Annotated in this window: 11 protein-coding genes; 8 read left to right on the top strand and 3 right to left on the bottom strand. The window is 56.6% G+C overall.

Annotated features, from left to right (window positions below; translation table 11 throughout):
• The first annotated feature begins 24 nt into the window (after positions 1–24).
• The 4 genes from PI91_RS20370 to psiE all read left to right on the top strand — a co-directional run bounded on the left by PI91_RS20370 (position 25) and on the right by psiE (position 4,153).
• Positions 25–663, top strand: a complete 639-nt coding sequence (locus PI91_RS20370; RefSeq protein ID WP_023345253.1) for a YjbF family lipoprotein — start codon at positions 25–27, stop codon at positions 661–663.
• Positions 660–1,397, top strand: a complete 738-nt coding sequence (locus tag PI91_RS20365) for a capsule biosynthesis GfcC D2 domain-containing protein (RefSeq protein ID WP_023345254.1) — start codon at positions 660–662, stop codon at positions 1,395–1,397. The genes PI91_RS20370 and PI91_RS20365 overlap by 4 nt, the downstream gene beginning before the upstream one ends.
• The gene (locus PI91_RS20360) at positions 1,397–3,493 is read left to right on the top strand and encodes a YjbH domain-containing protein (protein ID WP_023345255.1); all 2,097 of its coding nucleotides are present in this window, start codon (positions 1,397–1,399) and stop codon (positions 3,491–3,493) included. The genes PI91_RS20365 and PI91_RS20360 overlap by 1 nt, the downstream gene beginning before the upstream one ends.
• A 162-nt stretch (positions 3,494–3,655) precedes the next feature.
• Entirely contained in the window at positions 3,656–4,153 is a 498-nt protein-coding gene (gene psiE, locus PI91_RS20355; RefSeq protein ID WP_232764464.1) for a phosphate-starvation-inducible protein PsiE, read from the top strand.
• Between the two features lie 11 nt (positions 4,154–4,164).
• Here psiE and malG read toward each other — a convergent pair whose 3' ends face one another.
• From malG to malE, 3 genes are all read right to left on the bottom strand, one after another.
• Complete coding sequence (gene malG, locus PI91_RS20350; RefSeq protein ID WP_008500077.1) at positions 4,165–5,055, bottom strand: maltose ABC transporter permease MalG; 891 nt, start codon at positions 5,053–5,055, stop codon at positions 4,165–4,167.
• Positions 5,056–5,069: 14 nt separating this feature from the next.
• Positions 5,070–6,614 carry a maltose ABC transporter permease MalF gene (gene malF / locus PI91_RS20345; RefSeq protein ID WP_039266990.1) on the bottom strand — a complete coding sequence of 515 codons (1,545 nt, stop codon included), beginning with the start codon at positions 6,612–6,614 and terminating at the stop codon, positions 5,070–5,072.
• Between the two features lie 121 nt (positions 6,615–6,735).
• Positions 6,736–7,926 carry a maltose/maltodextrin ABC transporter substrate-binding protein MalE gene (malE, locus tag PI91_RS20340; protein ID WP_008500079.1) on the bottom strand — a complete coding sequence of 397 codons (1,191 nt, stop codon included), beginning with the start codon at positions 7,924–7,926 and terminating at the stop codon, positions 6,736–6,738.
• A 370-nt stretch (positions 7,927–8,296) separates the two neighbouring features.
• Between malE and malK the strand changes: the two genes are divergently transcribed.
• The 4 genes from malK to ubiC all read left to right on the top strand — a co-directional run bounded on the left by malK (position 8,297) and on the right by ubiC (position 12,547).
• Positions 8,297–9,406, top strand: coding sequence for a maltose/maltodextrin ABC transporter ATP-binding protein MalK (gene malK / locus PI91_RS20335; protein WP_008500080.1), 1,110 nt, complete (start codon positions 8,297–8,299; stop codon positions 9,404–9,406).
• Positions 9,407–9,477: 71 nt separating this feature from the next.
• Complete coding sequence (locus PI91_RS20330; RefSeq protein WP_008500081.1) at positions 9,478–10,803, top strand: maltoporin; 1,326 nt, start codon at positions 9,478–9,480, stop codon at positions 10,801–10,803.
• A 112-nt stretch (positions 10,804–10,915) separates the two neighbouring features.
• On the top strand, positions 10,916–11,869 hold the full coding sequence (gene malM, locus PI91_RS20325; protein ID WP_025912217.1) for a maltose operon protein MalM: 954 nt from the start codon (positions 10,916–10,918) through the stop codon (positions 11,867–11,869).
• A gap of 180 nt (positions 11,870–12,049) precedes the next feature.
• Positions 12,050–12,547, top strand: a complete 498-nt coding sequence (gene ubiC, locus PI91_RS20320; RefSeq protein ID WP_021242729.1) for a chorismate lyase — start codon at positions 12,050–12,052, stop codon at positions 12,545–12,547.
• Positions 12,548–12,556 lie beyond the last annotated feature (9 nt).

Genomic DNA, 12,556 nt, shown 5'->3' with positions numbered 1-12,556 from the left:
ATTTCGCCCCTTCGGAGAAGAGTCGTGAAGCGACCAGCAATCATTCTGATTTGCCTGCTGCTGCAGGCATGCTCGGCCACCACTAAAGGGCTGGGAAACTCGCTGTGGGAAAGCCTGTTCGGCACACCGGGCGTGCATCTGACCGATGACGAGCTTCAGAACATGCCTTATGCCAGTCAGTACATGCAGCTTAACGATGGCCCGCAACTGTTTGTGGTGCTCGCTTTCGATGAAAACGGGCAGCAGAAATGGGTGACGCAGGATCAGGCCACCATCGTGACGCAGCATGGTCGTATCGTGAAAACCCTCTTGGGCGGCGATAACCTGCTGGAGGTGAATAATCTCGCTGACGACCCGCTGATCAAGCCGAACCAGATCGCCAACGGCGCGGGCTGGACGCGCACGATGGGCTGGACCGAACACAAGCAGGTGCGTTACGCCACGGCACGCTCGACCTTCCGCTGGGACGGTACCGACAGCGTGAAGGTCGGCAGCGACGAAACGCAGGTTCGCGTGCTGGATGAAGAGGTCACCACCGACCAGGCCACCTGGCACAACCGCTTCTGGATCGACGAGGAAGGGCAGATCCGCCAGTCCTTACAGTATCTCGGTGCCGGATTCTTCCCGGTCAAAACCACCCTGATCAAGGCGGCGAAATCATGAAAACGCTCATTCACGCTGCGCTTATCGCCAGTTTTGCCGCGCCGCTGGCATGGTCCGCGGGAACGGTAAAGGTCTACACGCCGGACAGTGAAAAACCTAAAACCTTAACCCACGCCGAACATCTGCTCGATCTCGTCGGACAGCCAAGGCTTGCCAACAGCTGGTGGCCAGGCGCGGTCATCGCTGAACGGCAGAAGACCGTGGAAGCGGAACAGCAGCACAAGGCGCTTCTTGCCAGGCTAACGGGACTCGCGGAACAGGAAGACGGCGACGACGCGGCGGCCATTAACAGCGTCCGTCAGCAGCTGCAGGCGCTGAAGGTGACGGGCCGACAGAACGTCAATCTTGACCCGGATGAGGTGCGCGTCACGGAAAACGGCAACCCGACCCTGGAAGGGGACTATACGCTCTGGCTTCCGGCGAAGCCGACGACGGTGACCGTGATGGGGCTGATCGGCAGCCCGGGTAACAAGCCCTTTACTCCCGGCCGCGACGTGGCTAGCTACCTCGACGAGCAGAGTCTGCTGAGCGGTGCGGATAACAGCTACGCCTGGGTGGTTTACCCTGACGGCCACACGCAAAAAGCGCCCGTCGCTTACTGGAATAAACGTCATATCGAACCCATGCCGGGCAGCATTATTTTTGTCGGTTTTGCCGACCATTTCTGGACGAAGGCGTATGACGGGCTTAACGCCGATATCCTTCACTCCCTGATTCAGCGGATACCGGAATAATGAAAAGAACCTATCTCTACAGCATGCTGGCGCTCTGCGTGAGTGCCGCCTGCCATGCAGAAACGTATCCGGCACCCATTGGCCCGTCTCAGTCAGACTTCGGCGGCGTCGGTTTACTGCAAACGCCCACCGCGCGTATGGCGCGCGAAGGGGAAATTAGCCTTAACTACCGTGATAACGACCAGTATCGTTACTACTCGGCGTCGGTGCAGCTGTTCCCGTGGCTTGAAACCACGCTGCGCTATACCGACGTCCGGACGAAACAATACAGCAGCGTCGAGGCGTTCTCAGGCGATCAGACCTACAAAGATAAAGCCTTCGACGTCAAGCTGCGCCTGTGGGAAGAGAGCTACTGGATGCCGCAGGTCTCCGTGGGCGCCAAAGATATTGGCGGTACCGGCCTGTTTGATGCGGAATACATCGTGGCCAGCAAGGCCTGGGGGCCGTTCGACTTCTCGCTCGGTCTGGGATGGGGCTATCTCGGCACCAGCGGCAACGTGAAAAACCCGTTTTGCTCCTACAGCGATAAATACTGCTACCGCGATAACAGCTATCAGAAAGCGGGCTCCATCAACGGCGACCAGATGTTCCACGGCCCGGCCTCGCTGTTTGGCGGCGTGGAGTATCAGACGCCCTGGCAGCCACTGCGCCTGAAGCTGGAGTACGAGGGGAATGACTACTCGCAGGACTTCGCCGGGAAGATTGAGCAGAAGAGCAAGTTTAACGTCGGCGCCATTTATCGCGTCACCGATTGGGCCGACGTTAACCTCAGCTACGAGCGCGGCAATACGGTGATGTTTGGCTTTACGCTGCGCACCAACTTCAACGACATGCGGCCGCACTACAACGACAACGCGCGGCCTGCATACCAGCCGGAGCCGCAGGATGCGATTCTGCAGCACTCCGTGGTGGCAAACCAGCTGACGCTGCTGAAATACAATGCCGGCCTGGCGGATCCAAAAATTCAGGTGAAAGGCGATACGCTGTACGTCACCGGCGAGCAGGTGAAATACCGCGACTCGCGGGAAGGGATCGAACGCGCCAACCGGATCATCATGAACGATCTCCCGGACGGGATCCGTACGATCCGCGTGACGGAGAACCGTCTCAACCTGCCGCAGGTGACGACGGAAACGGACGTTGCCAGCCTGAAGCGCCATCTGGAAGGCGAACCGCTCGGACATGAAACCGAGCTGGTGCAAAAGCGCGTTGAGCCGATCGTGCCGGAGACCACCGAGCAGGGCTGGTATATCGACAAGTCGCGCTTCGATTTCCATATCGATCCGGTGCTGAACCAGTCCGTCGGCGGGCCGGAAAACTTCTACATGTATCAGCTGGGCGTCATGGCGACGGCGGATCTGTGGCTCACCGACCACCTGCTGACCACCGGCAGCCTGTTCGGCAACATCGCCAACAACTACGACAAGTTCAACTACACCAATCCGCCAAAAGACTCGACGCTGCCGCGCGTGCGTACCCGCGTGCGTGAGTACGTGCAGAACGATGCCTACGTGAATAACCTGCAGGCCAACTACTTCCAGTACTTCGGCAACGGCTTCTACGGCCAGGTGTACGGCGGGTATCTGGAAACCATGTACGGCGGCGCGGGGGCAGAAGTGCTTTATCGTCCTGTCGACAGCAACTGGGCGTTCGGGATTGATGCCAACTACGTCAAACAGCGTGACTGGCGCAGCGCCCAGGACATGATGAAGTTCACCGACTACAGCGTCAAAACCGGCCACCTGACCGCCTACTGGACGCCGTCGTTCGCGCCTGACGTGCTGGTGAAAGCCAGCGTCGGCCAGTATCTGGCGGGCGATAAGGGCGGCACGCTGGATATATCCAAACACTTCGACAGCGGCGTCGTGGTGGGCGGCTACGCCACCATTACCAACGTCTCGCCGGACGAATATGGGGAAGGGGACTTCACCAAAGGGGTTTACGTGTCGATTCCGCTGGATCTGTTCTCATCCGGTCCAACCCGTAGCCGCGCGGCCATCGGCTGGACGCCGCTGACGCGTGACGGCGGTCAGCAGCTTGGACGTAAGTTCCAGCTGTACGACATGACGAGCGATAAGAACATTAACTTCCGCTGATGCTTCACGCCGGGCGGCACTGCGTTTGCCCGGCCTACGGTTTTTGTAGGCCCGGTAAGCGCAGCGCCACCGGGCGAATGCGCCAAACATAAATAAAAAATATAGATCCCCGTCACATTTTTGCGTTATACAGAAACCTCGCCCTGGAGAATGAGGTGCTGTATGACATCCCTGACTCGCCCGCGCGTTGAGTTTATCTCAACTGTCCTCCAGACCGTGCTGAACCTCGGTCTGCTGAGCCTTGGCCTGATCCTGGTCGTCTTTTTGGGTAAGGAGACGGTGCATCTGGCGGATGTGCTGTTCGCCCCTGAACAAACCAGCAAATATGCGCTGGTGGAAGGCCTGGTGGTCTACTTTCTCTACTTTGAATTTATCGCCCTGATTGTGAAGTATTTTCAGTCCGGCTTTCACTTCCCGCTGCGTTATTTTGTCTACATTGGGATCACCGCGATTGTGCGGCTGATCATCGTCGACCATAAATCCCCGCTCGATGTGCTGATCTACTCGGCGGCGATCCTGCTGCTGGTGATCACCCTCTGGCTGTGTAACTCGAAGCGGCTGAAACGCGAAAAAAAAAAATGGCGGCCCGGAGGCCGCCTAACAACAGTCACAAGTTGGGTCAATACAATACGTCTAAAGTTGAGGGTTGCAGTGGCATAACAAAATGAAACTTAACCTTTCACACCGCCCGCCGTCAGGCCGTTCACCAGCCAGCGCTGCGCCAGCAGGAACACCACGGTAATCGGGATGGCAGAGAGTACGGCCGCCGCGGCAAAGTCGCCCCACAGGTAGTTTTGCGGGTTGAGGTATTGCTGCATCCCTACGGCCAGGGTGTAGCTGTTCACATCACGCAGTAACAGTGAGGCAACCGGTACTTCGGTGATCGCAGCGATAAACGACAGGATAAACACTACCGCCAGAATCGGCACCGACAGCGGCAGCAGCACCAGGCGGAACGCCTGCCATGGGGTCGCGCCATCCAGCGCAGCCGCTTCTTCCAGCGAGCCGTCGATGGTTTCGAAATAGCCTTTAATGGTCCACACATGCAGTGCGATACCGCCAAGGTAGGCGAAGATCACGCCGCCGTGGGTGTTCAGACCGATAAACGGAATGTACTGGCCCAGGCGGTCAAACAGGGCATACAGCGCCACCAGCGACAGCACCGCCGGGAACATCTGGAAAATCAGCATCCCTTTCAGCAGCGTCGCTTTGCCCGGGAAACGCATGCGGGCAAAGGCGTAAGCGCAGGTGGTGGACAGCGCCACGATACCGATCGCAGTAATACCTGCGATTTTCACCGAGTTCCACAGCCACAGCAGCACCGGGAACGGCGGCGGCGTGACGCGGCCATCCGCGTGTTCCACGCTGAAGCCCAGCGCGAGCTTCCAGTGCTCCCAGGAGATTTCGTCCGGGATCAGGCTCCCGGTGGCGAAGTTACCCGAACGCAGGGAGATGGCGATAACCATCAGCAGCGGGAACATGATCGCCGCGATAAAAATCAGCAGGCCTAAGTGCGTCGCCAGGAGGCGCAGTTTCTGAGATTTGGGTTGTACCATAGCCATGTTCAGTGCCCTCCTTAGTCAAATTTCATACGTGTGGCTTTCAGGTTCACAATCGCCAGGGCGCCTACCAGCAGGAAGATCAGGGTGGCAATCGCTGCCGCCAGACCGAAGTCCTGACCGCCGCCGCCTTCGAAGGCGATACGGTAGGTGTAGCTCACGAGCAGGTCGGTATAGCCTGCCGGCGTGGTGGTGCCAAGACGGTCCGGGCCGCCGTTGGTCAACAGCTGAATCAGCACGAAGTTGTTAAAGTTAAAGGCGAAGCTGGCAATCATCAGCGGGGTGAGCGGCTTGATGAGCAGCGGCAGCGTAATCTTAAAGAAGTTCTGGAACGGACCCGCGCCGTCCATCGCCGAAGCTTCGTACAGGTCATCCGGGATGGCCTTCAGCAGCCCCATGCACAGGATCATCATGTATGGATAGCCCAGCCAGGTGTTCACGATGATGATCATCGAGCGGGCGGTGGTCGGGTCGCTGAACCAGGCCGGTTTGATGCCAAACAGCGCGCTCAGCATCATGTTGATTTCACCGAAGCTCTGGTTAAACAGCCCTTTGAAAATCAGAATCGAGATAAACGACGGTACGGCATACGGCAGAATCAGCAGCACGCGGTAGATCGCTTTGCCCTTCAGGGATTCCCACTGGACCAGACAGGCCAGCACCATGCCCACGGCCACGGTCAGGATCACGGTCAGTATGGAGAAGACCACCGTCCAGACGAAGATGGCGAAGAACGGTTTCTGAATGCCTTCGTCGGTAAATACGCGGGTAAAGTTGTCCCAGCCGATGGTGACGGTATAGCCCGGGCTGAGTTTGTCATCACCCCATTTGCCGTCGGCAGTAATGGACTGATAGAAACCAATGTCGTTATTCGGACGGTACTTCACGCCGCTCTGGTTGTTGGTCAGCGTGCCGTCATCCGCCAGGGTATAGAGCGGTTGGGTGCCGGAGAACTGGCGCAGCGAGCTCATGATCACTTTGCTGTCGTCTGGCAGCACGGCGGTGAGCTGGGTCAGCACCTGACGGTTCTGGGTAATGACGCGCAGGTTGGCACGTTCACCTTCCGGCAGGGCCTGGGCCTCTTTTAAGGCCAGCTTCTGCTCGCCGCCAAATTTGAAGGCGTCAGAGACATAGTATTTCCCGCTTGCTTCGTCAGTAAGCGCTAACTTCCATTCGTTGCCTGCGGGATACAGGCCGAAGTTAAAGGTCTTGCCTGCCTGGTATGAGCGGTCCAGCAGGACCTGCTGCGCGCGTTCCTGCGCAAGCTGGTTGGTGCTGCTGTAGTTGGTAAACGCAATGGCGACGGTACAAATCAACGGGAACAGGACAAACAGCCCCATCCCGGCCACGCCCGGGTAGACATAGCGCCAGGCATAGGCTTTACGGTTGGCGAAAATATACAGGCCAGCAGAGCTCAAAATCAGCGTCATGATGGCGAACAGATATTCCCCTTGTACGTACATTAAAACAACAAGGTAACCCACCAGCAGACACAGCAGACCGATCGCTGACCATTTCAGCGCGTCGCTTTGCCACCAGCGTTTCTTTTTAATGACATCCATGGGGTTCTTCCTCTACAACGGTGGAATCTTATCGTCAGGTGGCGCTGCGCTTACCTGACCTACGGATCGTGCCGTAGTCGTAGGGCGGGTAAGCGCACGCGCTACCCGCCGTTTTTCAGACTTATTTAGTAATACGACCCTGAGCATCTTTCAGTGCGGCATCGACAGTCTGACGACCGCTAGCAGCGTTGATAACCGCGGTACGGGTGGCGTACCAGAATGCGGCCATCTGTGGGATGTTCGGCATGATTTCGCCTTTCTGGGCGTTATCCATGGTGGCCGCGATACGTGGGTCTTTCGCCAGCTGATCTTGGAAGGATTTCAGCGCGACGGCACCCAGCGGTTTGTCCTTGTTCACTTCATCCAGACCCTGATCGGTCAGCAGGTAGTTTTCCAGGAACTCTTTCGCCAGCTCTTTGTTCGGGCTGGCGGCGTTGATGCCTGCGCTCAGCACGCCAACGAACGGTTTAGACGGCTTGCCTTTGAAGGTTGGCAGCAGCGTCACGCCGTAGTTGACTTTGCTCTTGTCGATGTTGGTCCAGGCCCACGGACCGTTGATGGTCATCGCGGTTTCGCCTTTGTTGAACGCCGCTTCCGCGATGGAGTAATCGGTATCCGCGTTCATGTGTTTGTTCTTGATCAGGTCAACCAGGAAGGTCAGACCCGCTTTCGCACCTGCGCTGTCGACGCCCACGTCTTTGACGTCGTATTTGCCGTTTTCAAACTTGAACGCGTAACCGCCGTCGGCAGCAATCAGCGGCCAGGTGAAGTACGGCTCTTGCAGGTTGAACATCAGGGCGGATTTACCTTTCGCCTTCAGCTCTTTATCCAGTTTCGGGATCTCTTCCCAGGTTTTCGGTGGGTTAGGGACCAGGTCTTTGTTGTAAATCAGAGACAGGGCTTCAACCGCGACAGGATAAGCGATCAGCTTGCCGTTATAGCGAACGGCGTCCCAGGTGAACGGGAACAGTTTGTCCTGGAAAGCTTTGTCCGGGGTGACTTCAGCCAGCAGGCCAGACTGTGCGTAACCGCCAAAACGGTCATGCGCCCAGAAGATGATGTCCGGGCCGTCGCCGGTTGCCGCAACCTGCGGGAATTTCTCTTCCAGTTTATCCGGGTGCTCTACGGTCACTTTGATGCCGGTGTCTTTCTCGAATTTTTTGCCCACTTCGGCCAGGCCGTTATAGCCCTTGTCGCCGTTAATCCAGATAACCAGCTTGCCTTCTTCAATTTTGGCGAGCGCCGGTGCGGAAATCATCATTGCTGCAAGGGCGGACAATGCGAAAACGCGTGCGCCAGTCTTGATATTCATATCTGCCATCCTTTTTGGTGATGTCTCGTGGTATGACTTCAGTGGTTCAACGTGACTCAGTCTCCTTATTTGACATCCTCTTTCCATCCTCCCAACCCCTACGCCCCACCCCCCGTTTGTGTGATCTTCGTTGCATAAATTTAAGTTATGAGTGCTGGCGCACATAAAAACGCACTGAATTTTGCAGGCGGCTTCACGAATTTTGCCTCAGCCCGCCCACGCCGGTCGCAGAGCCTGCTCTCTCATCCTCCCGCCTCCTCCCCCATAAAAAAGCCGGGGGGTGGAGGATTCGTGAAAGTAATGGATCCCCCATAGTCACCTTATCTTGAATGTTTCTGTCGGTGACAGGTTGTAACGAAGGGAGAAGGGCATGGCGAGCGTACAGCTGCGTAATGTAACGAAAGCCTGGGGTGACGTTGTGGTGTCGAAAGACATCAATCTGGACATCCACGAAGGTGAATTCGTGGTATTTGTCGGCCCATCAGGCTGCGGTAAATCAACCCTGCTGCGTATGATTGCCGGTCTTGAAACCATCACCAGCGGCGACCTGCTGATCGGTGATACCCGAATGAATGACATCCCGCCTGCCGAACGTGGCGTAGGCATGGTGTTCCAGTCTTATGCACTCTATCCCCATCTTTCCGTCGCCGAGAACATGTCCTTTGGTCTGAAGCTGGCCGGCGCGAAGAAAGAGGTGATTAACCAGCGCGTGACGCAGGTGGCGGAAGTATTACAGCTGGCGCACCTGCTGGAGCGTAAGCCGAAAGCGCTTTCCGGCGGTCAGCGTCAGCGTGTGGCGATTGGCCGTACCCTGGTCGCCGAGCCGCGCGTCTTCCTGCTCGATGAACCGCTTTCCAACCTGGATGCCGCCCTGCGCGTCCAGATGCGTATCGAAATCTCCCGTCTGCACAAGCGTCTTGGCCGCACGATGATTTACGTCACCCACGATCAGGTCGAAGCGATGACCCTCGCCGACAAAATCGTGGTGCTGGATGCCGGCCGCGTGGCGCAGGTGGGCAAACCGCTGGAGCTGTATCACTACCCGGCAGACCGCTTTGTTGCGGGCTTCATTGGCTCGCCAAAGATGAACTTCCTGCCCGTCAAAGTGACCGCGACAGCCATTGAACAGGTACAGGTGGAGCTGCCAAATCGCCAGCAGGTCTGGCTGCCGGTCGACAGCGCTAACGTACAGGTGGGGGCAAACATGTCCCTCGGTATTCGTCCTGAGCATTTACTGCCGAGCCACATTGCCGATGTGACGCTGGAAGGTGAGGTTCAGGTCGTCGAACAGCTTGGTCACGAAACACAGATTCATATCCAGATCCCCGCCATCCGTCAGAACCTGGTCTACCGCCAGAATGACGTGGTGTTGGTAGAAGAGGGTGCCACATTCGCTATCGGCTTGCCGCCAGAGCGGTGCCATCTGTTCCGTGAGGATGGCACCGCATGTCGTCGGTTGCACAAAGAGCCAGGCGTTTAAGCAATCCCAAAAGAAGACACGAAACCGACAGGTGAAGTGTTCAAAGAAAAGCAATGATCTCAGGAGATAGAATGATGATTACTCTGCGCAAACTTCCTCTGGCAGTTGCCGTCGCAGCGGGCGTAATGTCTGCTCAGGCACTGGCCGTGGATTTCCATGGTTATGCTCGTTCCGGTATCGGCTGGACGGGTAGTGGCGGCGAACAGCAGTGCTTCCAGGCAACCGGTGCCCAAAGTAAATACCGTCTGGGTAACGAATGTGAAACCTATGCGGAACTGAAGCTGGGCCAGGAAGTGTGGAAAGAAGGCGACAAGAGCTTCTACTTCGACACCAACGTAGCGTACTCCGTGGCGCAACAGAACGACTGGGAAGCTACCGACCCGGCGTTCCGTGAAGCCAACGTGCAGGGTAAAAACCTGATTGAGTGGCTGCCAGGTTCCACCATCTGGGCCGGTAAGCGCTTCTATCAGCGTCATGACGTTCACATGATCGACTTCTACTACTGGGATATTTCAGGTCCTGGTGCCGGTATCGAAAACGTCGATCTGGGCTTCGGTAAACTGTCTCTGGCAGCGACCCGTTCTCAGGAAGCGGGCGGCTCATACATCTTCACCAGCAACGATATCTATCATGACTTCAAAGACACCGCTAACGACGTCTTCGATGTGCGCTTGGCGCAGATGGAAATCAACCCGGGCGGCACGCTGGAGTTGGGTGTTGACTATGGCCGAGCTAACAAAACTGACGGTTACAGCTTCGCTGACGGCGCATCTAAAGATGGCTGGATGTTCACCGCTGAACATACCCAGAGCATGCTGAAAGGCTACAACAAGTTTGTTGTCCAGTACGCTACCGATGCAATGACCACTCAGGGCAAAGGTATTCCGCAGGGTTCCTTCACCGGCAACAACTATGACAAAGACGCTGAAATTGGTGTTGTAAATAACAAGATTAACAACAACGGTTCCCTGGTTCGTATTCTCGACCACGGTGCGATCTCTCTGGGTGACAGCTGGGATCTGATGTACGTCGGTATGTATCAGGATATCGATCGTGACGACAACAACGGTACGACCTGGTACACCGTGGGTGTGCGCCCAATGTATAAATGGACGCCAATCATGAGTACCTTGCTTGAAGTTGGCTACGACAACGTTAAGTCGCAGAAAACTGACGATACCAACAACCAGTACAAAATTACCCTTGCACAGCAATGGCAGGCCGGTAACAGCATCTGGTCCCGTCCAGCGATCCGTGTCTTCGCAACTTACGCGAAGTGGGATGAGAAATGGGGTTATGACAACGGCATTGCAAAAAGCGATACCAAAGCCACAACCTACAGCCGTGGTGACAACGATGAGTGGTCCTTCGGCGCCCAGATGGAAATCTGGTGGTAATCCCGTCTTAATCTGACGTAATGACCAAACTGAGGGGCGCAAGCCCCTCAATCCTTGGGACGGCGCGCTATTGCCTGGCTACCGCTGACCTGTGCATTTTGAGGTGATAACAATGAAAATGAACAAAACTCTCCTTGCCCTTTGTTTATCCGCAGGGTTGCTGGCGAGCGCGCCTGCTGTAACGCTCGCTAATGTGAATTTCGTTCCGCAAAACACAACATCCGCGCCGGCCATTCCGGCAGCTGCGTTGCAACAGCTGGTCTGGACGCCTGTCGATCAATCTAAAGCCCAAACGACCCAGCTCTCGACGGGTGGGCAACCGCTTAATGTTCCGGGTATTAGTGGTCCGGTGGTCGCGTACAGCGTGCCCGCTAACATTGGCGAACTGACGTTAACGCTCTCCAGTGAAGTCAATAAACAGACCAGCGTCTTTGCGCCGAACGTGCTGATTCTTGACCAGAACATGACGCCTTCTGCGTTCTTCCCGAGCGAATATTTTACCTATCAGGAACCGGGTGTCATGAGCGCCGATCGCCTGGAAGGGGTAATGCGCCTGACGCCTGCGCTGGGTCAGCAGAAAATTTATGTACTCGTCTTCACCACGGAAAAAGATTTGCAGCAAACCACCACGCTGCTTGATCCTGCGAAGGCCTATGCCAAAGGCGTAGGTAACGCCGCACCGGATATCCCGGATCCGATCGCCCGCCACACCACTGACGGCCTTGTGAAGCTGAAAGTGTCGACCAGCAGTGCGTCCAGCGTCCTGGTCGGCCCGCTGTTTGGCTCCTCCGGTACCGGCCCTGTCACCGTGGGCAACACCGCTGCGCCTGCCTATACTGCGCCAGCTTCCACGGCAGCCGCACCGGTAGCGACTGCAGCGCCGGCCCCGGCGAAGAAAGCGGAGCCGGTGCTTAACGACACCGAAGAATACTTCAACAATGCCATCAAGCAGGCAGTGAAGCGCGGCGATGTCGATAAAGCGCTGAAGCTGCTTGATGAAGCCGAACGTTTAGGTTCAACCACTGCCCGTTCCACCTTTATCAGCAGTGTAAAAGGCAAGGGGTAACCGTTTCCCCACAATGCTGATTTGTTAGTCGTTTGGTGCGCCTGAGTGGGCGCACTTTTTTTCGTCTCCGCCGGGCTGTTGCACTCTTGTTGCGATCGTGATCGTTAAATAACGTTTGGCCCCCCTCAATCCGCGTTTCTGCGATACAATGCCTGTACGTTATGTATCGGAGAGTCTGGCATGTCACACCCTGCGCTAACGCAACTGCGTGCGCTGCGCTATTTCGACCAAATACCTGCGCTTGATCCGCAGCAGCTGGACTGGCTGTTGCTGGAAGATTCCATGACAAAACGTTTTGAGCAGCAGGGAAAAACGGTCACGGTGACCCTGATTCAGGAAGGGTTTGTCTCTGGCGATGAGATCGCCAACGAGCTGCCGCTGCTGCCGCACGAGCCACGTTACTGGCTGCGTGAAATTTTACTCTGCGCTGACGGCGAGCCGTGGCTTGCCGGACGGACGGTGGTGCCCGAGTCCACTTTGTCCGGGCCCGAGCTGGCGCTGCAACGTCTGGGGAAAACGCCGCTGGGGCGTTACCTTTTCACCTCGTCTGAGCTTACCCGGGATTTTATTGAGATTGGTCGTGATGCTGAACTTTGGGGGCGTCGTTCCCGCCTTCGCCTGAGCGGTAAACCGTTAATTCTGACGGAGCTTTTTTTACCGGCATCACCGTTGTACTAAGAGGAAGAA

The sequence above is a fragment of the Enterobacter sp. FB genome (assembly GCF_000805795.1).
Taxonomy (GTDB): domain Bacteria; phylum Pseudomonadota; class Gammaproteobacteria; order Enterobacterales; family Enterobacteriaceae; genus Enterobacter; species Enterobacter roggenkampii.
The sequence above is the reverse complement of the archived record's forward strand: the minus strand, read 5'-3'. Positions and strand labels throughout refer to the sequence as shown.